The 21,413-nt window shown below is 40.2% G+C and carries 27 protein-coding genes; 14 read left to right on the forward strand and 13 right to left on the reverse strand.

What is annotated here, in order from left to right:
• Positions 1-42 precede the first annotated feature (42 nt).
• From EHR06_RS18630 to EHR06_RS18640, 3 genes are all read left to right on the forward strand, one after another.
• Positions 43-246, forward strand: coding sequence for a DUF433 domain-containing protein (locus EHR06_RS18630; protein ID WP_244288663.1), 204 nt, complete (start codon positions 43-45; stop codon positions 244-246).
• Between the two features lie 119 nt (positions 247-365).
• Positions 366-698 carry a hypothetical protein gene (locus EHR06_RS18635; protein WP_135758399.1) on the forward strand — a complete coding sequence of 111 codons (333 nt, stop codon included), beginning with the start codon at positions 366-368 and terminating at the stop codon, positions 696-698.
• Between the two features lies 1 nt (position 699).
• Positions 700-1,305, forward strand: coding sequence for a hypothetical protein (locus EHR06_RS18640; RefSeq protein ID WP_135758400.1), 606 nt, complete (start codon positions 700-702; stop codon positions 1,303-1,305).
• An 81-nt stretch (positions 1,306-1,386) separates the two neighbouring features.
• Here the strand turns inward: EHR06_RS18640 and EHR06_RS18645 are convergent, their stop codons facing one another.
• Together EHR06_RS18645 and EHR06_RS18650 are read right to left on the reverse strand one after the other, a co-directional pair.
• Entirely contained in the window at positions 1,387-2,685 is a 1,299-nt protein-coding gene (locus tag EHR06_RS18645; RefSeq protein ID WP_135758401.1) for a hypothetical protein, read from the reverse strand.
• On the reverse strand, positions 2,686-3,552 hold the full coding sequence (locus EHR06_RS18650; RefSeq protein WP_135758402.1) for a hypothetical protein: 867 nt from the start codon (positions 3,550-3,552) through the stop codon (positions 2,686-2,688).
• A gap of 287 nt (positions 3,553-3,839) precedes the next feature.
• Between EHR06_RS18650 and EHR06_RS18655 the strand changes: the two genes are divergently transcribed.
• From EHR06_RS18655 to EHR06_RS18675, 5 genes are read left to right on the forward strand one after another with little or no spacing between them, the layout of a single operon-like run.
• Positions 3,840-4,064 (forward strand): LIC12298 family protein, encoded by a 225-nt coding sequence (locus tag EHR06_RS18655; RefSeq protein ID WP_086446075.1) that lies wholly within the window; start codon positions 3,840-3,842, stop codon positions 4,062-4,064.
• A gap of 2 nt (positions 4,065-4,066) precedes the next feature.
• The gene (locus tag EHR06_RS18660) at positions 4,067-4,738 is read left to right on the forward strand and encodes a JAB domain-containing protein (protein WP_135758403.1); all 672 of its coding nucleotides are present in this window, start codon (positions 4,067-4,069) and stop codon (positions 4,736-4,738) included.
• A 37-nt stretch (positions 4,739-4,775) separates the two neighbouring features.
• The gene (locus EHR06_RS18665; protein WP_135758404.1) at positions 4,776-5,546 is read left to right on the forward strand and encodes an ABC transporter permease; all 771 of its coding nucleotides are present in this window, start codon (positions 4,776-4,778) and stop codon (positions 5,544-5,546) included.
• Positions 5,543-6,745 carry an ABC transporter ATP-binding protein gene (locus EHR06_RS18670; RefSeq protein WP_135758405.1) on the forward strand — a complete coding sequence of 401 codons (1,203 nt, stop codon included), beginning with the start codon at positions 5,543-5,545 and terminating at the stop codon, positions 6,743-6,745. The genes EHR06_RS18665 and EHR06_RS18670 overlap by 4 nt, the downstream gene beginning before the upstream one ends.
• Before the next feature lie 42 nt (positions 6,746-6,787).
• Positions 6,788-8,098, forward strand: a complete 1,311-nt coding sequence (locus tag EHR06_RS18675; protein WP_135758406.1) for a UDP-glucose dehydrogenase family protein — start codon at positions 6,788-6,790, stop codon at positions 8,096-8,098.
• Between the two features lie 9 nt (positions 8,099-8,107).
• Here EHR06_RS18675 and EHR06_RS18680 read toward each other — a convergent pair whose 3' ends face one another.
• A complete protein-coding gene (locus tag EHR06_RS18680; protein WP_135758407.1) occupies positions 8,108-8,929 on the reverse strand; it encodes a thioredoxin family protein in 822 nt (273 codons plus the stop codon).
• 120 nt (positions 8,930-9,049) lie between these two features.
• Here EHR06_RS18680 and hisE point away from each other — a divergent pair, with 120 nt between their 5' ends.
• Positions 9,050-9,328: a phosphoribosyl-ATP diphosphatase gene (gene hisE / locus EHR06_RS18685; RefSeq protein ID WP_008593771.1), complete on the forward strand. Its 279-nt coding sequence runs from the start codon at positions 9,050-9,052 to the stop codon at positions 9,326-9,328.
• 8 nt (positions 9,329-9,336) lie between these two features.
• Here hisE and EHR06_RS18690 read toward each other — a convergent pair whose 3' ends face one another.
• The 6 genes from EHR06_RS18690 to EHR06_RS18715 are packed head-to-tail and all read right to left on the reverse strand — an operon-like array spanning position 9,337 to position 13,917.
• On the reverse strand, positions 9,337-9,744 hold the full coding sequence (locus EHR06_RS18690; RefSeq protein WP_135758408.1) for a zinc ribbon domain-containing protein: 408 nt from the start codon (positions 9,742-9,744) through the stop codon (positions 9,337-9,339).
• The gene (locus EHR06_RS18695) at positions 9,744-10,328 is read right to left on the reverse strand and encodes a cytochrome c-type biogenesis protein CcmH (RefSeq protein ID WP_135758409.1); all 585 of its coding nucleotides are present in this window, start codon (positions 10,326-10,328) and stop codon (positions 9,744-9,746) included. Before EHR06_RS18695 ends, EHR06_RS18690 begins: the two co-directional genes overlap by 1 nt.
• The gene (locus EHR06_RS18700; protein ID WP_135758410.1) at positions 10,325-12,508 is read right to left on the reverse strand and encodes a heme lyase CcmF/NrfE family subunit; all 2,184 of its coding nucleotides are present in this window, start codon (positions 12,506-12,508) and stop codon (positions 10,325-10,327) included. The genes EHR06_RS18695 and EHR06_RS18700 overlap by 4 nt, the downstream gene beginning before the upstream one ends.
• Positions 12,505-12,903, reverse strand: a complete 399-nt coding sequence (locus tag EHR06_RS18705) for a cytochrome c maturation protein CcmE domain-containing protein (protein WP_135758411.1) — start codon at positions 12,901-12,903, stop codon at positions 12,505-12,507. The genes EHR06_RS18700 and EHR06_RS18705 overlap by 4 nt, the downstream gene beginning before the upstream one ends.
• A 7-nt stretch (positions 12,904-12,910) precedes the next feature.
• Positions 12,911-13,735: a YdcF family protein gene (locus EHR06_RS18710; protein WP_135758412.1), complete on the reverse strand. Its 825-nt coding sequence runs from the start codon at positions 13,733-13,735 to the stop codon at positions 12,911-12,913.
• Between the two features lie 2 nt (positions 13,736-13,737).
• Complete coding sequence (locus EHR06_RS18715; RefSeq protein ID WP_100710374.1) at positions 13,738-13,917, reverse strand: tautomerase family protein; 180 nt, start codon at positions 13,915-13,917, stop codon at positions 13,738-13,740.
• A gap of 154 nt (positions 13,918-14,071) precedes the next feature.
• Between EHR06_RS18715 and EHR06_RS18720 the strand changes: the two genes are divergently transcribed.
• A complete protein-coding gene (locus tag EHR06_RS18720) occupies positions 14,072-14,608 on the forward strand; it encodes an Mpo1 family 2-hydroxy fatty acid dioxygenase (RefSeq protein WP_135758413.1) in 537 nt (178 codons plus the stop codon).
• A 70-nt stretch (positions 14,609-14,678) separates the two neighbouring features.
• Here the strand turns inward: EHR06_RS18720 and EHR06_RS18725 are convergent, their stop codons facing one another.
• Positions 14,679-15,461 carry a helix-turn-helix domain-containing protein gene (locus EHR06_RS18725; protein ID WP_135758414.1) on the reverse strand — a complete coding sequence of 261 codons (783 nt, stop codon included), beginning with the start codon at positions 15,459-15,461 and terminating at the stop codon, positions 14,679-14,681.
• A gap of 15 nt (positions 15,462-15,476) precedes the next feature.
• Positions 15,477-16,304 (reverse strand): alpha/beta fold hydrolase, encoded by an 828-nt coding sequence (locus EHR06_RS18730; RefSeq protein WP_135758415.1) that lies wholly within the window; start codon positions 16,302-16,304, stop codon positions 15,477-15,479.
• Between the two features lie 144 nt (positions 16,305-16,448).
• On the opposite strand from EHR06_RS18730, the gene EHR06_RS18735 reads away from it, so the two are divergent.
• The 4 genes from EHR06_RS18735 (at position 16,449) to EHR06_RS18750 (ending at position 20,162) form a co-directional block, all read left to right on the forward strand.
• On the forward strand, positions 16,449-16,826 hold the full coding sequence (locus tag EHR06_RS18735; RefSeq protein ID WP_100706707.1) for an SMR family transporter: 378 nt from the start codon (positions 16,449-16,451) through the stop codon (positions 16,824-16,826).
• Between the two features lie 198 nt (positions 16,827-17,024).
• A complete protein-coding gene (locus tag EHR06_RS18740; protein ID WP_135758416.1) occupies positions 17,025-17,891 on the forward strand; it encodes a polysaccharide deacetylase family protein in 867 nt (288 codons plus the stop codon).
• Between the two features lie 89 nt (positions 17,892-17,980).
• Positions 17,981-19,153, forward strand: a complete 1,173-nt coding sequence (locus tag EHR06_RS18745) for a CaiB/BaiF CoA transferase family protein (protein WP_135758417.1) — start codon at positions 17,981-17,983, stop codon at positions 19,151-19,153.
• 43 nt (positions 19,154-19,196) lie between these two features.
• Positions 19,197-20,162, forward strand: a complete 966-nt coding sequence (locus tag EHR06_RS18750; RefSeq protein ID WP_208757830.1) for an MBL fold metallo-hydrolase — start codon at positions 19,197-19,199, stop codon at positions 20,160-20,162.
• Positions 20,163-20,166: 4 nt separating this feature from the next.
• Here the strand turns inward: EHR06_RS18750 and EHR06_RS18755 are convergent, their stop codons facing one another.
• Positions 20,167-20,571 (reverse strand): hypothetical protein, encoded by a 405-nt coding sequence (locus EHR06_RS18755; RefSeq protein ID WP_135758419.1) that lies wholly within the window; start codon positions 20,569-20,571, stop codon positions 20,167-20,169.
• Complete coding sequence (locus EHR06_RS18760; protein ID WP_135758420.1) at positions 20,568-20,963, reverse strand: DUF1761 family protein; 396 nt, start codon at positions 20,961-20,963, stop codon at positions 20,568-20,570. The genes EHR06_RS18755 and EHR06_RS18760 overlap by 4 nt, the downstream gene beginning before the upstream one ends.
• Between the last annotated feature and the right edge of the window lie 450 nt (positions 20,964-21,413).

A 21,413-nucleotide genomic window follows, 5' to 3' on the forward strand; every position in this document is an offset into this window, starting at 1 on the left:
AGATTGGACGGCACTTAAAAAATCCAAGAAAGTAAGTGCGGTATGGATCAAGAAAATCTAATTAAAAGGATCACCTTTGATCCTAAAATCTTGGGCGGAAAACCAATCATTCGAGGTCGTAGATTGGCCGTTGAACATATCCTTGGGATGCTTGCAGCGGAAGATACGCCTGAGCAGATCTTACAAGGTCACCCTTGGTTAAATTGGATGATATACAGGCCTGTCTTGTTTATGCACATCGAGTAATCTCCCATGAGAGAATAGAAAATATTCCTACCGACTCAAGCCAAGTTGCGTGAAAGTCTTATTAGACACCTGCGTTTGGGGTGAGGTTGCTATGCCGAAAATGAAAAATTGGAAAAAAAATGTCTGATACAATAAATGCTTTTACAAAGCTATTTGAAAGCATTATCGATAAATATGGGCCATTGAACACTGTTCTAATTGGGATTGTATTAGCTGTTGTCCTATTTCTATTCCGTCTATATACTGATTACAGGAAAGATCGAGAAAGAGACAAAATAATTGAAGAAAAGGAGCGAACTGTCCAGCGACTTGCTCAGGAAGCGAGAGAATGGCGAATTGTTATTCTAAAAGAAAAGTATAAATGGACCGATGAGCAAGTTGAAAGGTTCATACATAAAGGCGATTTTAAAGACGGCGTCGAAGCACGTCAGAAATTAGAAGGAACAAAGTAAGATGAATACTGATTCCACGATAGCTATTATTACTTTTTTTGCAATTTTACTAGTCTTCATGATTAAAGAGATTATATTAATCTATAGGAATATACGGAAAATACGCCAAGACAGACATTTAATTAGGGTAGAAAAAACTAGAGAGTATTTTTCGAATATTCGCGAATCCTTACTTCATCTAATGAAAAATGAGACAGTTCATCCTGACAATAATCTTTTCCAAGTTATTTATTCCGTATCTACAATGATAATGCGTCGCCCTGACCAATATGCGGAATTAAGTGATTATCTAGTTGTTTCTTTTATAAATACTAAAGTTGAAGAAAAACAAAAATCGAATAAGGCAGAAATTCCAAAAGAGTTGAGATCACTTCTGTTTAAAACTGCAGAAGGTTTATATAAAATCATAATTGAATATTCTGCAATCCTTAGGGTTTTATTCCAAATAAGCAATACCTTGAAACAAATCACTCCATTAGAGTTCCTTTCTCCAGTATTCAAACAAATTAGAGAAAAGATATTTGAACAAGAAGTTAAGTCTAATCCAAAGATAGAAAATATAAATATTGCCAGAAAAGAGCTTAAGACTCTCTCTTTGGCCGCTTAAAGAAGCGTTGACTAATTGTAAGTTGTGATACTCATTTTAGGTAGCGCTTATGTTGTACACCTAATCGAATATCTTTATTTTTTAATCAAACAGTGGAATATACACCTGGAATCTCATACTTAAACCATCTCCTCTGCCTTCTTTCTCTCTTGTATGGCGAATATGGATTGAAATATAAGGATGTGAGATCCGCAAAAAAGAATAAAAGGATTTATCAGTCACAACCAAACCTGTCTCTTCCGGTGTGATTGATTCTTCCGCGAATGCCGGTGATAGATTTTTTTCTTCCGCATAGATTAGGCTGGAGTAGATCTTCCAGTTTTTACCTATAGAAATCTGTAATCCCGCTTCCGTAAGTCTATCTCCGTTCTTTCTCCACTCTTGCCCGATTTCCCATCTCCAAAACTTTCTTTGGTAGGCTAGGTATAAACCTTTTCCAAAAATCCAAGAAGAATGATCCGAAAATGAATAAGCTCGAGCCTGAACCAAGATTGCGAACCAAGGGAATTCTAAAATTTCCACTCTTCCTAAAACGGATTGGGCAGAGTAGATCTCTTTTTCATCTGAAGAATATCGACTCGATTCTGCGAATTGTAATCTTCTATAAGGTCCCGGTTCCCAAACGAATCTGAATAATTCGGCTTTTTCTTCAGGATCTGTTCTTTCCGAGAGTTGGAATAATTGCCCCGATCTTCCTCTAAAGCCTGAGGCGAATATTCTTTTGTCCTTCTCTCTGTCCGCCCAAGAAGCGGATACAATTCCTTGAGGATTATCTTTGGTTCCGAAAATTTCGGTCCTGAACCAATACGGCTTTTTTTCCGATTTTCTTTCCTCGGAAGAAGGGAATTCTAAAAGTATAAATCCCTCCTTCGTTTGGGGAGAATATGCTAATTCCAGATAATTTTTGTACGGTTTGAAGAAGAAGCCTGGTTGTTTATCCGCAGAATTCTCCGCATAATAAGTTCCTAATATACTTTCACCGAATTTTAGACCTAAAAATCCTGTTCTTACGGTCGGTTGTTCTAAAAACCAGAAGGAAGAAAAGTCAAACTTCTCTCTTAAAAAGAAAAAATGGTTTAAAGGCCTGAATCGATTCCCATATGAAAGATAAACATTCTTATTCTCGAATAGATAAGAGCCTAAATAAGTTTCTCCTCTTTTTTCTAAAAACATTTTGTGTTTGGAACATTCCGTATCAGGAAGAACTAAAACAAAATTTTTAAAACAAACTTCTCCCCTGAGCCATACGGTCTCTTGTCTTTTCGTATAATACCTGGAATCATATCCTGAAAAAGAAACTCCTGTGGAAAAAGAAGAGGGCAGACTTTCTGCAGAAAGAATATTCGAAAAAAAGAATAGTACAAAAAGGGATCTTTTCATTTAGAAACCCCTTTTTGTCCGGATCAGTCTTTTGATTTTTCTTCTTTTGGTTTCCGGAATTGAATCCAGATACGTTTCGAATTTTTCGGCGGGACCTTTGGAATAGGAAGAGATCGAAATGGATTCTTGTAAGGAAAATCCTAATCTCAAAAGTTCTTCTGCTTCCAGAGAAGGATAAATATTTGTTCTTTCGGTGGGAGCCTGCGAGGTAGCTATAGATTTGGGGCCTTCTTCTTTTTTATAAAATGGAGAATATCCAAGTCCCACAAATCCGATTGGATCTTTCTCCGACTCGAAACCTTCTAACTGTCCTAAAAATCCTTCCCAGTTCCAATAAACTCCTATAGAAATTCTATCTTCAAAATCAGCAGAGTTCGTTCGGATCCTTTCGAAACCTAAACCGATCCTAAATTCCGAGTCCTGAGAAGAGTTGAGTAATACTCCTAAAGAATTTTCTTCCTGGTTCTTTCTTCCAAAAAGATCCCAACTTAGTTTGGAATGATAAAACCCAAGCGAAGTAAAATAAGAAGAAGGTTCCGAACCTCCTGCTCCGAATCTGAATCGTACGCCTAAATTATGGCTTAGCTCTAGTTGATAACCTAAGGAAACTGTTTCGAAAAAATTCCCTTCTTTGTTCCGACCGCTTCGAACATAAGAGAGTCTATATTCTTCTTTTGGGCCGAATGAGAACGGGACTTGGAGAGAAATTCCTGGCAGCGGAACTTCTTCTTTTTCATATATTCCAAAAAAGGATAATTCTCCTCCTTTCCACCAAGGACGGAACCAGACCTCTACCGGAATGTTTCTATCGAACCCGAATAAAAGAGCGGTTGGAAGAAGAAGGATGGCTAAATATAGGAACCTCATTCCCGAGACGGGTCAAACTCAGTAAGAGGCGAGTGCGATTTTTCCGGAATATGGCATATTTTTTCCGAATTGAAACCAGGTTGAATTCAGGATTTGTCCGGGCCAGGGATAGAATGGATCTTGTGAGTGAGAAACTACTGGGTAGATATTCGGAAATTTCTCTAAAAAATCACAGTAAACGCTTGACGGTGACTATAAATTCGTATAGTATATAAATAACCGTTTAGTAGATTATTAGTGTAATAAATTCAATTTATGTCGTCTAAATAGACGAGGGAGAGAAAGTTATGATGATTCGATCTCTACAAGATTCAGGTGCTTACGAGAGAAGCCGTAAAGGTCTCGCTGGAGCGGGATTCGATTGGAGGGAAAAAGTTCGTTCTTCTGAGCCGAACTCTAAAACCTTCGCGGATTATTTGGAAGAATCTTTCCAAGGGGACTTGGTCCAGGACGGAAATTGGTTCTCTGAAACACTTTCCGAGCTGAGCAAGAAGAACCTGAGAAAAATTTAAACTTGGCTGAGCGCTGGGGCTCAGGCCCGGATCCTAGATCTCGTATCTTTCATGATGCGGATAATCTGGAAGACTGGGAGCTGATTGCCGTTCTTTTGGGCAAAGGGAGCAGGGGCCTTCCTATCGAAGACCTCAGCCGAGATATTCTAAAAAAGTCCCGAGGATTGGGAGGACTTCTCTCATCCAATATTCCTAGAAATTTTCATATCAACGGTTTGGGTAAGGCAAAAATCGCCACCGTACTGGCCGCTTTAGAACTCTCTAAAAGACTCAAATACAAATCGATCCGAATGGCGGGTTATAACCCGACTACACTTTCTTCTTATCTGCAGGGTTTATTTACCCCTTTAAAAAGAGAATGTTTTGTTTTAGCTACCATCTCTCCTGCAGGAGATCTTTTAAGAGTGGAGACGGTTTCCAAAGGTAGTTTGGAAGAAGTGGGAGTTCTTCCCAGAGACCTGGTCCGGATCGTACTGAACGACGAGGCTTCCCAAGCGATACTGGCCCATAATCATCCGGGTATGATCTGTTATCCAAGCCAAGAAGATTGGGAAGTCTATACAAACTTAAAGGATATACTCGGCAATTTGGATGTGGAGCTTTTGGACCATTGGATTTTTGGAATTGACGGGATCTTTTCCTGCAAACAATCTACTCGACTAGAAGAGAACTGATCTATTTCTCCTCTTAAATCCCAATCATAGGTTGTAGATGACCTCTTCCGTTTTTTTGCGTAATCTCAGAATTTTATCGGTTCTTGTCAGAAGGGATTATGCACTGCAGTACGCGGGTTCCGCATTGGGCCTGACTTGGATGTTCCTACAAAACGTAAGTTTGATCCTGATCTATACGATCGTATTTTATTTCATAGGTATCAGATCCCAAGGTGAAAATTCCATAGAATATTTTTCTAATGTACTCAGCGGACTTTTGTTTTGGATACCTTTGCAGGAATATCTGATCAGAGGCACCGGAATTCTTACGGACAATAGACAGTTGATCAAAAGATCTCCTCTTGGTCCTGAAATTTTTCTCTGGATCCCATTTGTTCAGTTTTTGTTGCATTGGCTCGTAACTTCTATTCCTATCTTTATCTTTTTGGCCTGGGCCGGCAAGCTTGGGGTCTGGAGTTTACCTCTTTCTTTTTTTTCCATGTTCTGCACCGGATTGTTTCTGGCCTGCCTTCAAAGTTATCTTGCTCGTGTGAATATTATTCTGAGAGATATTTCTCCCTTGGTGAGATTATTGACCCAGTTTTTGTTCTGGGGTCTTCCTATTCTTTATGGATCCAAAGGTATTTTAGGAAAATTGAATGTATTTAACCCGTTCTTCTTTCCTTTGGAAGTTTTTAGATCCGCATTGCTTGTTGGATATACTCCTCAGGCTGGGGTTTTGGACTTTCTTCCTTTTTTAGGGATTTTCTTAGGCGTATTTCTTTTAAGTCGTACTAAATTAAATCAGATAGTGTTGGATCACCTTTGATTAAGATAGAGAATATTTCCAAGACCTACCAAGGTTATAGTAAACCTTGGAATAGACTTTTAAGCGCGATTACGTTCGGATATTTCGGTTTGGATGTAAAATACAAAGCCTTAGATGGGATTTCTTTTTCTGCGGAGAAGGGAGAAGTCATCGGTATCATCGGCCGAAACGGCGCAGGAAAATCCACCTTACTTAAATTGCTTACCGGAGTTTCCAAAGTGGATTCAGGTAAGTTAGAGAAGAAGGGAACTGTTCGTTCTATCTTAGAATTGGGAGTCGGTTTTAATCCTGAACTTTCCGGAGAAGAGAACTTATACTATAACGGTTTAGTCTGGGGATTGGATCCTGAAGAACTGATCCGATCTTCTGAGGAAATTTTTAAGTTTTCCGGTTTGTCCGAATTTCGTAAAAGCCCTTTAAAAAATTATTCTTCCGGTATGACGATGAGATTGGGCTTTGCACTCGCGACTGCAAAACGTCCCGATATTTTGATCGTGGACGAGGCATTGGCTGTGGGTGATGCAAGCTTCCAGCAGAAAAGTTTAAACAGGTTCCGCAAGTTTTCGGAAGAAGGAACTTTGACTCTGATCGTAAGTCATGACCTGGAACTTTTAAAATCCGTCTGCACTCGACTTCTTGTTCTGGAAAAAGGGAAATTGGTATTCGATGGAGATCCGATAGACGGCTTTAGAGAATATATGCAGATCATTGCATCTTCTTCTTTGGAAGGAAATACTAAGATCCAAGATAAGGATTCTTTGGTGGAATCTTTGGATGTAGAGATCCAATACGCGGGTAAATCTAATCCTTCTATCCTGCCTGTGGGTGCAGAAGTTTTATTAAGAGTAGGTGCTTCATTTCGTTCTTCTTTAGAAGATCTAACTGTCGGTTTTCATATTGATGATCATAGAGGGATCAGAGTTTTCGGAACGAATACATTCCATATAGGCGGCCGCCAAAAAGATCTAAAACCGAAGGAACCGATTCGGATTGATTTTCGTTTTCCGATGAATCTTTCTCCGGGTAAATACTCACTTGGGATCGCATTACATTCTGGTGAAAGTCATGCGGAAGGTTCCTATCTTTGGAAGGATGGGGTTCTTCAATTCGAACTGGAAAGATTGGATGTCCCCAAATTTGAAGGCGCCGCTTGGATCCCGGTCAAAGTAGAGGCGAAAAAAGGGGATTTTTCCGGATAAATTCCTTCCCAGCCTCCTCTTTGAAAGGATTCTGGTTTTCGTATGAAAGTTTGCGTAATTGGAAGCGGCTATGTGGGCCTTGTGGCCGGAGCTTGCTTCGCTGAATATGGAAATCATGTGATCTGCGTGGATAAGGACTCTAAAAAAATAGAGGACTTGAAAAAAGGAATCATACCTATTTATGAACCTGGTCTTTCCGAATTGGTTTTGAATAACCATAAGGAGAATCGACTGGGTTTCAGCACTTCCATCCAAGAAGGTGTAGAAGGCTCTGAAATCATTTTTATCGCTGTTGGAACTCCAACATCCGAGGACGGATCTGCGGATCTAAGCGCCGTGTATGCAGTGGCAGAACAGATCGGAAAATCAATCAACGGTTACAAAGTGATCGTGGACAAATCCACTGTTCCAGTAGGGACCGCTGCCAAAGTAAAAGAAATTATTTCTAAAAACACCAAACATGAATTCGACGTTGTATCCAATCCCGAATTCTTGAAAGAAGGTGCTGCGATCGACGACTTCATGAAACCTGAAAGAGTTGTGATCGGCGCAGACAGCGAAAGAGCAGGAAATCTTGTTGCTCAACTTTACGCTCCATTCGTATTGAACGGAAACCCAATCATTAAAATGGGAACCGTTTCTGCGGAGCTAACTAAATACGCATGTAACGCATTTTTAGCCACTAAGATCTCTTTTGCAAATGAGATCGCTAACTTATGCGAAACCGTTGGTGCGGATTACGAAGATGTAAGAAAAGGTATGGGAACCGATTCCAGGATCGGCCGCCAATTTTTATATGCAGGTATCGGTTACGGCGGATCTTGTTTTCCTAAAGACGTTCGTGCATTGATCCGCACTTCCGAGGATTTTTCTTCTTCTCTTCGTATCATTAGAGAAGTGGAAAGAGTGAACGAAGACCAAAAGGTCCGTTTGTACACTAAGATTGAGAACTTCTTCGGAAAGGGTCAGATCAAAGGAAAAACTTTGGCGGTTTGGGGACTCGCATTCAAGCCGGGTACGGACGATATGAGAGAGGCACCTTCTATTCCTCTATTATTAAAATTGCATGAAGAAGGTGCTAAGATCAAGGCATTCGATCCTGTTTCTAAAGAAACTTCGGAATACTATTTTAAAGACAAGATAGAATATGCTAAAGACGCGTATGACGCGTTAGAAGGTGCGGATGCACTACTTCTTCTTACCGAATGGAGAGAATTCAGAGAACCTGATTTTTCCAGAATTAAAAAATTGATGAAGGGTCATGTGATCTTTGACGGTAGAAACCAATATCGTCCGGATCATATGAAAAAAGAAGGATTCAAATACTTCTCTATCGGTAAACAATCGGTTTAAATCTTTAAATCAAAGTCGATTCAATAAGTCCTGGATCTCTTTCTTTTCCTCCGGATCGGAACTGAGCTCCAGGGCTTTTTTTAGATCTTCTCTCGCTTCTGCTTTTTGTCCTAGAGAAGAATAAGCCCCGCCTCTATAATACAAAGCCGCTTTGGAATGTCCCGTTGGGAACTTGTCCAAATATAAAGAAAACGTTTTGATCGTTTTCTCCCAATTTTTTAATTCTGAAAAGCTAAGTCCCAAATTGAATAGAGCCTTATGTTTGTTCTCAGGCATCCTGGGATCTTCGGATGCGAATGATCTATAAAAGTAGTCCGCTGCTTTTTTATATTCTTTTGCTTCGAAGTAATATTCTCCTACTTTTAATAGAAGAAGATTATTCTCAGGATCTTTTTCCAGATCCGCAAGCAGGCTGACTTCTTTATCTCTTTTTGAATACGCGGATCTTAAGGTTTTGATCACCATTTTATGATCCGGCATTCCGGCGATCTTTTCCGTGAGGCTTCCGTTCTTATCTAAAAATAGAAGAGTAGGATAACCTGTTACATCGTACCTTTTCTTTAAGTTCGGAAATCTATCCCCATCTAGTGAAAGAAGTACGAATTTGGATAATTCTTGTTTTACCTCTTTTTTAGGATAAATTTCCTTTTTAAGGGTTTTGCAGTATCCGCACCAATCTGCGTATACATCTATAAAGATGGGCCTTCCTTCCTTCTTCGCCTTATTAAAAGCTGTCTCAACGGAAGTCTCCCAAACCTCAGAGTGGATTTCGGATGCGAGCACGAGGAAGATCAATAGGAGGATGGATCGGATTTTTGAAAAAGGGAGCATTGGTCTCATCTCTTCGACCTTTTTTTCTCCATTTCGTTTTTAAGGAAACGCAGAAATACGGAATTTTTTGTTTACCGTCAAGAATAGGTCCGGATATTCGAAGTATCTCCGGTGGTAACGATGGACTTCCTGCTTCAATTAGAGCAAATCCTTAAAAAAAGAAAAGAAGAACTTCCCGAAAAATCCTATACTGCGGACCTCTTTAGAGGCGGCGTGGATCGTATCCTTAAAAAAGTAGGGGAAGAAGCTGGAGAAGTGATTATCGCGGCAAAAAACGCGGACAAAAAAGAACTCACTCATGAATCCGCGGACTTACTCTTTCATTTACAAGTTCTTCTTGTGGAAAGAGGTCTTTCTCTTTCCGACATAGTAGAAGAACTTAAAAAAAGACATTCTTAAAAATCGGTTCAGACTTGGAGTTTTGTCCCACATTCAGGACAGAACTTCGCTCCGAAAATTTCTATTTTAAATCCACAGTTATGACAGAATTTTCCACCAAGCTGAGGTTTGGCTGAAGTTTCCGTTTTGGACAAAGTTGCAACCGCACCCTGGCTGATCCTTTTGTCCTGCTCTTCTAATTCTTTTACTAAACCGGAAGAGATGGATTTGAATTCTATCTCGGTCAATTTCCCCGTATCGAATTCAATTTTCAGATCTTTCAGGTTATCCAGAAGAACGTCCCTTCTATCAAATAACTCGGAACTTTTAGGATCCGTTTCATACGGGATATGTTTTGCAAACATACTCACGTAAACGAATGGAGTCGCGATAATAGCGACCAGAACTATATAAAAGAAAATTAATAGATAATCCATTATTTCTGTTTCTCCTTTATTTCGGAGATATATTTATCGAATGAGGAATGATTTTCAGATCCTGTAACGATCGCCGCTTTAGGAGCGGTCCTTCTTTTTAAATAAAGATAAATAAGAAGTATTCCGAGAGTTGCCGCGGCTGCGATACTAAAATCGATCCAAAAAGAATCAGGTTTTGCCAGAATGTCCGGACCAAAACCCATAATGACTCCTTGTGCCATTCCCTGGTTTCCGTTTTCTATAAATTTTGCGATGACAGGATCTGAAACCACATCTTGGCCGAATCCGTGGATCATTTTGTCTACGATCACATCTGCGGATTCTCCCGCTCTGATCCTATTCTCTATAAAAAGTTTGAGTTTTGCGGAAACAGTACAGTTATTAAAGGAACAACTTTTGATCGTGATAGAAGGGATGCAGATACATCGGATCCTTTCAGTCACATTATGGAATGTGCGGATCTGCTCAGGATCGGTCAGATTCGTAAAAGTAGAATCCGCGTAAGCCGCACTCGTCCAAATAAAGAACCCAAAAAGAGAAATTAGAATTCTATTATATACTTTAGAAGAGACCAAAACTTTCATTTTTTATCCTCTCCTATCGGTAATAGGATCAATAACCCGGATAGAAAGAACATCAAAGATCCCGCCCAAATGAATTTTACCATCGGGTTGATCCAGACTTCTAAATTCGCTACGATCTGATTCGGGAATTTCAGATATTTTGCGGCCTTGATCGCAGGATCTCTTGTAAAGAAGAAGTCCAGGAACATTCCAGGCAGATCCGGATTCTCATCCGAAAGATCCGCGTGTTCTATCGCTCCCAACTGTATATAAAGATCTTCTTTAGGGGTAGAAGAGATAGAAGGTTCACTGGTAGGAATATGTGTCTCGAAGTCACCGCTCAAATGTGAGATTTGAGGATAGTATCTTCTCTCGGTCACCATCGTATCAAAACTTTTGAGCTGCTTTTTGACTTCGAAGGTTGCCTCATGAGAAACGATTACGTTTCTATGATTGAGTCCAGCCTCCGGATCTCCGTTTACGATAGGTTTGATCTTAAGAGTGGTAGCACCAATCGTATAATCTCCCAAGATCGCAGTATCATCACTCGTATAGATAAGCTCATTTGTAGGAGAAAATCTTAAAAAATAGAAAAACTTAACAGAAGTGTTCTGTTTGAATGCGTTTCCTGCAAGACCGATAAACAATATCACCATGGAAAGGTGGACTAAGTATCCGCCGTATCTTCTTTTGTTTTTCAGAAGCATTCTGAATCCGGCTTGGAAATAATTCTCTCCTTGGATAGCAGCTCTTCTCGCTTTTATACCATTATGATATTCTTGCACGATCCCTGCTATGGTGAAGATCCCAAGTCCTACTGTAAGAACGCTGTAGACTTCTCCCAATACATCGCCTAAACTATAATCACTGATGGAGAAGTTGCGAGTGTAATATAGGATATAGATCCCAGCTCCGATAACTCCTGCGATCAAAGGTTTTAATAAAGTGGTAAAAAAGATTTGGTCTGCGCCTTTTCTCCAGGCGAGTAATGGTGCCGCTCCCATAAGTAGAATGAGTAGAATCCCCGCAGGAACCCCCCAAGAATTGAACCAAGGAGCCTTATATTCTACTCCGGACAATAAAGGAGAGAATACTCCTAATAGAATGGAAAGAGTCGCAATTACCAAAAGGAAATTATTCAGTAAAAAACTTCCTTCTTTGGAAGTGATCGCTTCTAAGTTTCTTTCCGGTTTCAGTTTGTCTTTTCTATATATTAAAATTCCAAGATAGAAGAAGAAACTAACTCCTATAAAAACTATAAACGGAGTTCCGATGCTGGATTTGGAAAAAGAATGCGGTCCTTCTAAAACTCCGCTTCGAGTGATCCAAGTCCCGAGCAAACAGAAATGGAATGCAAGAATGATCAGAAGCATATTCCAAAACTTTAACATTCCTCTTCTTTCTTGGATGATCATTGAATGTAAGAATGCTGTGGACAATAACCAAGGCATCAAACTTGCGTTTTCAACCGGGTCCCATGCCCAATAACCGCCCCAGCCTAATTCTTCGTAAGCCCATTTGGAGCCTAATAGTATTCCTGTCCCGAGGAAGAACCAAGAGAAGATACTCCATCTTCTTACAAATCTGAACCAATTCTCGGATAATTGCCCGGTGACCAATGCGGAAGCAGCGATGGTGAACGGAATTGCAAAACTTACATAACCCACATACAGGATCGGTGGGTGAATGATCATCGCCCAGTGTTGTAAGAGTGGATTTAATCCTCTGCCTGCGACTGCTGCCGGTTGGAATTCACGGAATGGCTGTGCATCCGGAAAGAAGATGGCTAAGAATGAGAAAAAACATGCGATCACTGCTAATGAAAGATGCATTACCGGAATTCTTTCATTCAAAAGATCTTTTGTTTGCCAAAGAACTATGAATGTGAATCCGGAGAGTAATAAATTCCAGAATAGAAGTGAACCGGAAGATCCGGACCAAACCGATGTCATCTTATAGAATAAAGGAAGATGTTCACTGGAATGCATCGCAACATAATAGTTGGATAGATCGGTTCTCATTAGTTGGACAACCAACACTATGAATGCCAGTAGAATAACCGCGAAATTGGCCATCAAAGTATAACGGCCTAATTCTAATGCTCTGGAGTCGTTCTTAAAAATTCCGTAACTGGTTTGGATAATGGAAAATAATAGAATGGAGAAGGAGGAGATGAGACAAACTGCGCCTAAATCGTTCATTGTTCTTCTTCTTTATAACCTGCTTCGTATTTGGATGCACATTTTGCTTCTACCTTATCGGCGACTAGGACTCCGTTTTTCCAAACTCCGTCCACTCTGGCTCTGGCACCTTCTTTAAATGCGTCGGGTAATAATGTAGCTCCTGTAAAAAAAACAGGCACTTCTTTTTCGTTCAGTTGGAGTACAAACTTTGCAGTTTTTCCTTCCCGGACAAGAGATCCCAATTTTACGAATCCTCTTACTCTTAATAGATCATCTGCCTCATATTTAGTGGTATTCGCAGCTAAATCAGAAGCATCCAATAAAGTATAAGAAGTTTCTTTAGAAGAAAAGAATGCGATCGTTCCTAAGGAAAGTGCGATGATACTCGCAAGCACGGTAAATTTCACGTTCATCTGTGTTTTAATTCCAGTCCTTAGACCAAGGATATCGGATACGGAGGGGAAGAAAAGTGGAAATACTCTCTCTAAACCCGTAAACGAATAGGCCTATTCTTTCTTTCCAGGCGATGCTTGTATTTTCCAGACTTTGGGAAGAAGGTATAAAATCGTCTATAGTCAGAATTTTGACCCTGGACCTATAGTCTGTCGGCCAAGGATGGATCTTGATCCCAGTATTTGCAAATACCAGCAGAGATCTTTCCATATGAAATGCGGAAGTGATCAGTATTGCGGACTTCCATTTATTTTTGCGAAAAAGTTCTGCCGTTTTTTCCGCATTCTCCTTAGTGTTCCTGCTTTCATTCTCCAGAAAAACGACTTTGTTAGGAATTCCTAAAGATTCAAAAAATTGAAGAGCAAAGTCGGATTCTTTTCTAGTTTGGAAGAATAAATTCCCGGAACCTCCTGTGAAAACAATACGAGGCGCTTTTCTTTTCTGGAATAATCGCACAGCGTCAGTCATTCTTTCCGCAGCGGAAGTCAATTGCACTTGTTGTTCGTATAATGCAAGATTGTCTACTGCTCCGCCTAAAACTAAAATTGCATCCGAGTTTTCCAGAGTTTCCAAACGAACAGGAGGATGTTTTTCTTCCAAACCTCGGACCAACCATTGAGAAAAACTATCAGTGGAAGCTACCCAGATAATGAGTGTAGGAACTAAAACCCAAACCTTATGTTTGGATTTAGGAAGTCTGAAGGCAAAAAATACCAACAAGAGCAGGGATGCAGGTAAGGGGAATAAGAAGGCCCCCGCGAGTTTGGAGGCCGCGAAAAAGATCGTATCCATTTTTACTCTAGGAGTTTTCCACCTACGGCCCAATTCTCTCTAGAAACTTCGTCGATCACGATATAGGTGGATTCGGGAGGTCTTGCGGCGACTTTTGCAAGAGTTTCGGAGAATTCTTTAGATATCTGTTGTTTTTGCTCTTTTGTAAGAGGTCCTGCGACTTTTAAATTGATGTAAGGCATAAATTCCTGATTCGAATTGATCTTAAGGTGGCTCAATGGTTTATTTCGAACGGGTATTACGCAACGGATTTTTTTCTAAAAATGGCAGGTTCGTTCAAGCCGAAACCTGGGGTTCGGGGTTATACTGAACTTGAAATTGTGAGGAGTTTAATCCATGAAATTCGCTAAGGAAATGGCCTTCTATTCAGCGTACCACCAAGAAAAAAGAAACGTGTGGATCCACGTATTAGGAGTTCCTACCATCACCTTCACCCTATTTTTGGTGCTTAATAGATTAGAGTTAGTTAATGTTTTCGGCTATACGGTAACTGCTGCTACCGTATTCGGGATCGTAGTACTTGCATACTACTTCACTCTGGATTTTATTTTTGCCGCTGCGACCACTGTGGTGTTCGGTTCTTTAATGTTTTTGGCTCAATACATCACTCTGTCTTTGACCGCAACAACTGCATGGAGTATCTTTGCTGTTGCTCAGTTAGTAGGTTGGGGAGCTCAATTCTACGGACATTTTATCTTTGAAAAAAGTCGCCCTGCATTATTCGACAATTTATTCCAAGCGGTAGTATCTGCTCCTATTTTCGTAATTGCAGATGTGTTCTTCGAATTGGGATACAGAAAAGATGTGCAAGAAGCGGTTCGTAAAGAATTAGCTGCACAGGGCAAACTCAAAAACTTCAGCACTGCTCATTAACATTCTCTCTTGCTTTTAGGCAAACGCCCGCTATCAAGCGGGCGATTTTCTTTACAATATTAAATTCCTATTAAACGCAGAAATGGACTGCAACGTTTGTGTTTGCGCCTAAAAATTTAGAAGGCTGCACACCGAACATTCGTTTAAAAGTCCTGCTCAGATGTGCCTGGTCAGCAAAACCTGCCGCGTGAGAAGCCTCAGTCAGATTTCCGCCTTCTTTCAAAAGTTTCGCCGCCTCATGAAGTCTCAACCAAAGCTGATATTGTCTTACCGGCAAACCCATCTGTAATTTAAAAACATGCATGAACCTTGTTTCTGAAAATCCTGCTTCCTTTGCAAGTTCAGGTACGGAGATGGAACCTGGAAGAGCGGATTTCATTCTAAGAGTTGCAGACAAAACTCTAGGATCCAAAGAAACCCTGGAAGGTTTTTCGGTCCCTACACAAGCAAGAATATCTTCGAAAAGTTCCTTAGCAGTTTGGCAGTTTATATTTTCATGAAATAGATTTTTACATCTGGAAAGAACGGGTTCTAAGTTCTCAAATGGGATCTCCGAGATCCCTTTTCTTCCGAATCTGGCAGCAACGGAGGCATAGTCGATACCATAAGGATCGATTTGTAAAACGATCATATCCGAATTTTCTGCGGAAAGAGTATGGTAAGTATTCGGGGCCAAGACCACCGCTTGGAACTCCAATACGTTGCCCGATTCTTCGATCACTTTGAACTTGGAAGTTAAAGAGATCAAAATGGAAACCGCATAGTGAGAGTGAGGATCTGTAGTCAGTCCTTTTTGGGCCAAGAATACTCTGGCTCCGAAATAGAATAATGTTCCTACTTGAGACTCTTCCATTTACCGAATACCGGATTATAATTTTTGAATGATTCTTTCCAGGGTTTTTTCAGGACGTTCGAACGGAAAAAAATGGGAAATATCATCCCATAACTCTAAGCTTGAGTTGGAATTTCCTTTGATAATCCTTTTAGCCGCAGAAGGAGAACATACTTCATATTTCCTTGGGATCGTGATATGAGTTTCCGTTTTGATCCTTCGATATTGTAATAGGCTTAAAAAACTGACCGAGTTAAAAATTTTGGCCTCTAATTCAGGAGGACAGCATAAGGCCCATTTATCTCCTTCTTTTTTAAAACAAGAATTAAGATAATCTTCAAAAACCTCATCGGACCAATTCACAAAAGTAGGAGTCTTTCTGAATGCTTTTTTGACAAGAGTTAGGTCTTTAAATTCTCTTCTTCTTTTGACAGCACCTTTCGCTAAAGGAGTATCGAAAGCTAAGGCAAGAAGAAGATACGCAAAATTTAAGATCACAGGGTCCATTGCAAAAATTTTTCGGAAGTGATCCGGTCTTTGATAAGTGGAAAGAAGAAGGCTTGCTCCTCCTAAAGAATGTCCGACTCCCACAACATTCTTTAAACCTTCCTTTTCGATGAGAGCTAAAACTTGATCTCTAAAGAAAAACCAATCCTTCCATTCCATATTCGGTTCCGATTTACCATGACCGCAAAAATCCAATGCGATCACTCTATGAGTTTCAGAAAGTTTTTTGATGAAGTAAGAATAACAACCTGCGGAAAATCCATTAGCATGAGCGATCAAGATCGGATCCGAGGATTTGTTACCTGCATCTATATAAGAAAGTTTGATCCCTCGGAAATTAAATGTTTTTCTATCCATTCAAGATTTGCCCTTGCTATTTCTTTCCCTTTGCTTTCGATGGACAGGAATTCGGAGTTTCGACCGATTCCCAAATAAGGGATAATACACTCTTCCTAAGGGGAGATTACAAGAAAACAATAATCGAATTCTTGAGAGAGATAGATGAAATTAACGGTTATAATCATTTTCGTAGTCGCATTATTTTTCAATGCCTTAGCAAACATTTTGATCAAGGCAAGTTCTTTAGGAGATAAAACAAATACGGCTTCCGGAATCGAAGGATTGATCAAAGCATTTTTACATCCAGTGTTCTTTGCAGGACTTGCTTCTTTCGGGATCGCGTTATTAGGTTATAGATGGGTATTAGGTAACGGATTAAAATTGTCCTTGGCTTATCCACTTTTTACATCTGCAGGATTTATCATAGTGCTCGTTGCTTCCGCGATATTTTTTAAAGAAGAGCTGAACTGGACCCAATGGACTGGAATAGGTTTGATACTCGCAGGAGTATGGCTGACCTCTGCGGAAATGTTCGCCTAAGTCATTAAGTTCATAAATAATAAACCGAATAGAGTAGTGATCTCGAATCCAAATTGTGGCCGAGATCGTTACTCCTGGAGTCTAATCGTAGGAGGATAGTCGCTTCGCTCCTGAAGCCCGGGTAGCCGGACTATAAGCTAAAAATTCAAACCGGTCCAAGCTTAAAGTTTTTCAACTTTATAGGATGGTATGAGTTTTATGCAGACCGCAGCCTTATTCCTTTCTTTACTATCTTTAATCTACTGTTCCAGTTTCGCAACTTCCACAAATATCCAAACAGATCGCGACAATCCTATCGGATATTATGAAGGAGATCCGCTTCCGCCAAAAACCGCATTCTTAACGTTTGATGACGGTCCTTCCGACTGGACCTCGGACGTATTGGATGTGCTCAAAAAAGAGAATGTAAAAGCTACATTCTTCGTATGCGGGGCTTGGCTGCCAAAGGCCAGCACAAGAGGGAACAGTTTCCGAAAATACAAAACGGTTTTGATCAGAATGAAAGAAGAAGGTCATACGATCGGAAATCATACTCTTGGCCACCAAAACTTCGCTTATATGTCCCCGAAAAGAATAGAAAGACAATTGGATGAAAACCAAAAATTATACCAAAATGAACTAGGAGAATATTCCGGAAAATTAATATGGATCCGGCCTCCTTTCGGTTCCCCTTATATTAGGACTAAGAACGAAACAGTTCGAAAAAGAGTAAGTTCAGCATTACAAGGAAAAGGACTCGTATTCATGTGGACCAAAGAATTCGATTCTACGGATTCTAAAGAATGGGTGAAAGGGGAATGGTATGAAAAAGGACCGAGGATCGATCCGGATAACGAAAAATTCAGAAAGAAAATGGATCGGATCTATAATTCATTAGCGTATAAAACGGAAGGACAAGGAGTAGTGATCTTATTTCACGATACACATCCTACTACAAAAGAAGTTCTACCGTACATCATAGAAAAATTGAAAGCGGAAGGATATACTTTCGCTACTGCAGAAGATTATACCAAATGGCGTTGGGGAAAAACCAGCGAAGAGTTAAGCGAGGAAGTCTCGGATTGAACGCCGTTTTTTAAAAAACAAAAAACACTTTTCTTCCCACATTCTGGATCTAAACAGGTCCGAAGTTTATTATTCAGGAAATCATAAAAATGAACAAAGGTCCACTTTCAGGAGTTAAGGTAGTAGATTTAAGCTTATTGCTGCCAGGTCCTTTATGCTCCATGTATTTGGGAGATATGGGAGCCGAGATCATCAAAGTAGAAAATCCAAGAGCAATGGATGCAACCAGAGTGATGTTCAAAAAAGAGAATGGCGCTCCTTCTTTATATCTGATGTTGAACAGAAATAAAAAAGCGATCACACTCAATCTTAAAAGAGAAAAATCCAAAGAGATCTTATTCAAACTATTAGAAGATGCTGATATATTATTGGAAGGATTCCGTCCTGATGGACTTTCCAAGATGGGACTCGGCTACGATGATCTAAAAGAAAAATTCCCAAAACTGATCTATTGCGGGATCTACGGCTACGGAGATTCAGGCGCGTACAGAGATTTTGCAGGACATGATCTAAATTATCTTTCTCTTTCCGGAGTATTGGACCAAACGGGAAAAAATCCGCAGGCTCCCGGATTCCAATTGGCGGATATAGGAGGAGGAACATTAACCGCACTTTCTTCTATTTTGGCTGCATTATACTATAGGGAAAAAACGGGCCGAGGACAAAAGATCGCGATCTCCATGATGGAGGCTTCTCTACAATTCATCTCCTTGTATGGTGGGATTTATTCTGCTACGGGAAAAAATCCGGAAGGCGGGAACGAATTATTATCAGGGAAACTTCCTAATTATTCCACTTACAAAACCAAGGAAGGACGTTGGGTTGCATTAGGTGCTCTTGAAGAAATGTTTTTCAAAACATTCTTAAGACAATCCGGGCTTGATACATATCTAGAAACTGTTCCGATCGCAGAGACAAATTTTGCGGAATGGAAAAAGATCCTCACGGAATACTTCTCCTCTAAAACTCTTGCAGACTTGGAGCCTATATTCCAAAATCCTGATTCATGTCTTACGCCCGTTAAAACTCTGGACGAAGTTTCCAAAGACCCGGTCATGAGAGAAAAGGGGATGATCCTGGATCGAACTCACAAACAATATGGGGATTATATACAATTCGGTTCTCCTTTTCCTTTCTCGGAAAGTAAGGTGACCTATAGGACGGATCCCCCAGATCACGGAGAGCATAACCAGGAAATCCTAAAAGCATTGGGTTATTCTGAGGCTGAGATAGAAGAATTAAAAAAAGATAAAGTAATTTAATTGAAAGATTATTCGGAACTTAGAATTCTTTTCGAACTATCTTATGTATAGGGGTTATTTTTTTTTCGTGAAAATCCAACGAATCATTTTTTCATTTATCGCAATTGGTATCTTAACCTCTTGCGCAGTTACTTCCAATCGCTCCGTTCTGGTGAATAAAGGAACTCTTGTAGGTATCCAAGATATTAATTCTTCCGATAAAGGCCCAATCGTCCTTAAGAAGATCGTCGCTGCGGATTGGGCGACGGAGCGCGCGGGTCTGATCAATTTAAAGGATCCGAAGGCGGTTGCTGCTGGTTTACAATCCGGCAAGGAACCAATCCAAATTTATTTTTACGTTATGGATCATCCTAAGTTCGGTAGATATGTGGTGGATACCGGGCTTGCCGACGTATTTCGTAAGGATAAAAAAGAATGGCCTGTTTCCGGTATAGTCGCTTCTCAAATGAATCTAGGTGAGTTGAAGATCCATACTACGATTAAAGAATGGCTGCAAAAAGAACCGAAAAAAGTGGAAGGTATCTTTCTTACTCATTTGCATTTAGATCATATTTTCGGAACTCAAGATTTTCCTGCGGGGACTTCGGTATATACTGGACAGAACGAACCGGGAGATACTCGTTTTCTACATCTTTTTGTACAAGGAAGTACGGACAAGATACTTGGATCTGACACTCTTCTTTCCGAATTAAACTTTTTAGGAAAAGAAGGTGCTCCAATTAAATTTTTAGATTTTTTCGGCGACCAATCTCTTTATGTAGTCTCCGTTCCGGGACATACGGAGGGAAGTATCGCATTTTTGATAAAATCTACGAACGGGGTCCAACTGATTACAGGGGATACTTGTCATACTAGCTGGGGTTGGCTGAATAACGTGACTCCGGGAGGTTTTACTAAGGATTTGGAAAGGAATAAAGTGAGTCTGGATTTATTGCAGGCAGTTGCGGCTAAGTTCCCGAAAATTCAGATCCATCCAGGGCACCAAAGTATTTCCCCTTCTGCTAAATAGATTTTTATAATACTCGAGGCGAGCGGGAAACACATTGCGGTAAAACGAATCTCGCTTCTAAGTAAGCCAACGCTACTAGATAAATCCCTTCAAGCAATAGAAGTGCGGTCCCGATATAGGTCGCACTTTCTTGTAATCTCCATGCTTGTGTAAAACATTGCAAACCCCAAAGTGAATTTGCTATGATCAATATGAAAACAAATACACGATGAAGATTTCCCTTTCTGAATAGTAATAGAAGAATTCCGGAATAAGAACCGTATATCAAATTCGCAGAACCTTCAATGAGAGTGAAACTTTCCTGCCAGCCGGTCAAGTTTGAAACAAGGGAGGAAAAAAGTAGGATGAATACTCCTACGATTAATGCACCACTAGAGTCGAGTGTAAGAAGAAATCGAGCCTGTTTCATTTATAAAATAGTAATAGAACGAACATTAAAACTTGGATCGTAATTAGAGAAGATATAGATTCAAAGATCCATAATTTCAAATGTTTGCCCTTCCAGATCACATCGATAGAGCTGGATGTAAATATAAATCCGAACCATAGAATAAAAGCGATAGATTGTCCATGAGCTTTATTTTGCAGGCTCATATATTGTAGGATCAATGAGATGGAAAATGCAGTAGCTACAAAAACACAGAAGTTCAAAAATATTCGGATCCCAAGATTCTTCTTCTCTTCTTGAGTAGGTAGATTCAGAAATTTTGAAAGACCGAAATAAAGGGGGCCACTAAAAATAAAGGCGCAGATAAATCCGGCTACTCCAGCAACAATAGGTGCTACGATACTTTCTATCATGAAATCTCTCCCAACGAAACCGACTGAGGCAAATATTCATTCATCTTTGCATTTTAAAGTAAACAAATTTCCGAATATTGATTCGGATGTTGGAACTCCTACATAGAAGCAGCGAGAAATTTTTCTCGCAAAAGGGAGTGAAATGTGATATGGCGGACCTTCGTGGTACCGCCGCACTGGCCCCCTTCGCAGCGACTATAGGAGCGAGAAGACGACCGCGCAGCGAGTCGGTGACCTCGAAAATCGAGGTCAAACGAGACTGAAGATGAAACCAAAGCGATCAGACGAGATCGAAATATTTGTTGTGTACCGCCGCACCGGCCCCCACCCAGAGTAGGTGAAAAACCTGGGACATAGGTAACAGTTTAAACCAGAGACATGGGTTACACTTTTAATATCCTAGATACCTTTTTCTTACGTTCATTGAATATTCCTATTTTAACGAAGCTA

The sequence above is a fragment of the Leptospira dzoumogneensis genome (genome assembly GCF_004770895.1).
Taxonomy (GTDB): domain Bacteria; phylum Spirochaetota; class Leptospiria; order Leptospirales; family Leptospiraceae; genus Leptospira_B; species Leptospira_B dzoumogneensis.

Coding starts and splice junctions, on each gene's coding strand:
- EHR06_RS18630 (WP_244288663.1), top strand. CDS start 43: ATGGATCAAGAAAATCTAATTAAAAGGATCACCTTTGATCCTAAAATC.
- EHR06_RS18635 (WP_135758399.1), top strand. CDS start 366: ATGTCTGATACAATAAATGCTTTTACAAAGCTATTTGAAAGCATTATC.
- EHR06_RS18640 (WP_135758400.1), top strand. CDS start 700: ATGAATACTGATTCCACGATAGCTATTATTACTTTTTTTGCAATTTTA.
- EHR06_RS18645 (WP_135758401.1), bottom strand. CDS start 2,685: ATGAAAAGATCCCTTTTTGTACTATTCTTTTTTTCGAATATTCTTTCT.
- EHR06_RS18650 (WP_135758402.1), bottom strand. CDS start 3,552: ATGAGGTTCCTATATTTAGCCATCCTTCTTCTTCCAACCGCTCTTTTA.
- EHR06_RS18655 (WP_086446075.1), top strand. CDS start 3,840: ATGATGATTCGATCTCTACAAGATTCAGGTGCTTACGAGAGAAGCCGT.
- EHR06_RS18665 (WP_135758404.1), top strand. CDS start 4,776: ATGACCTCTTCCGTTTTTTTGCGTAATCTCAGAATTTTATCGGTTCTT.
- EHR06_RS18675 (WP_135758406.1), top strand. CDS start 6,788: ATGAAAGTTTGCGTAATTGGAAGCGGCTATGTGGGCCTTGTGGCCGGA.
- EHR06_RS18680 (WP_135758407.1), bottom strand. CDS start 8,929: ATGCTCCCTTTTTCAAAAATCCGATCCATCCTCCTATTGATCTTCCTC.
- hisE (WP_008593771.1), top strand. CDS start 9,050: ATGGACTTCCTGCTTCAATTAGAGCAAATCCTTAAAAAAAGAAAAGAA.
- EHR06_RS18690 (WP_135758408.1), bottom strand. CDS start 9,744: ATGGATTATCTATTAATTTTCTTTTATATAGTTCTGGTCGCTATTATC.
- EHR06_RS18695 (WP_135758409.1), bottom strand. CDS start 10,328: ATGAAAGTTTTGGTCTCTTCTAAAGTATATAATAGAATTCTAATTTCT.
- EHR06_RS18700 (WP_135758410.1), bottom strand. CDS start 12,508: ATGAACGATTTAGGCGCAGTTTGTCTCATCTCCTCCTTCTCCATTCTA.
- EHR06_RS18705 (WP_135758411.1), bottom strand. CDS start 12,903: ATGAACGTGAAATTTACCGTGCTTGCGAGTATCATCGCACTTTCCTTA.
- EHR06_RS18710 (WP_135758412.1), bottom strand. CDS start 13,735: ATGGATACGATCTTTTTCGCGGCCTCCAAACTCGCGGGGGCCTTCTTA.
- EHR06_RS18715 (WP_100710374.1), bottom strand. CDS start 13,917: ATGCCTTACATCAATTTAAAAGTCGCAGGACCTCTTACAAAAGAGCAA.
- EHR06_RS18720 (WP_135758413.1), top strand. CDS start 14,072: ATGAAATTCGCTAAGGAAATGGCCTTCTATTCAGCGTACCACCAAGAA.
- EHR06_RS18725 (WP_135758414.1), bottom strand. CDS start 15,461: ATGGAAGAGTCTCAAGTAGGAACATTATTCTATTTCGGAGCCAGAGTA.
- EHR06_RS18730 (WP_135758415.1), bottom strand. CDS start 16,304: ATGGATAGAAAAACATTTAATTTCCGAGGGATCAAACTTTCTTATATA.
- EHR06_RS18735 (WP_100706707.1), top strand. CDS start 16,449: ATGAAATTAACGGTTATAATCATTTTCGTAGTCGCATTATTTTTCAAT.
- EHR06_RS18740 (WP_135758416.1), top strand. CDS start 17,025: ATGCAGACCGCAGCCTTATTCCTTTCTTTACTATCTTTAATCTACTGT.
- EHR06_RS18745 (WP_135758417.1), top strand. CDS start 17,981: ATGAACAAAGGTCCACTTTCAGGAGTTAAGGTAGTAGATTTAAGCTTA.
- EHR06_RS18750 (WP_208757830.1), top strand. CDS start 19,197: ATGTATAGGGGTTATTTTTTTTTCGTGAAAATCCAACGAATCATTTTT.
- EHR06_RS18755 (WP_135758419.1), bottom strand. CDS start 20,571: ATGAAACAGGCTCGATTTCTTCTTACACTCGACTCTAGTGGTGCATTA.
- EHR06_RS18760 (WP_135758420.1), bottom strand. CDS start 20,963: ATGATAGAAAGTATCGTAGCACCTATTGTTGCTGGAGTAGCCGGATTT.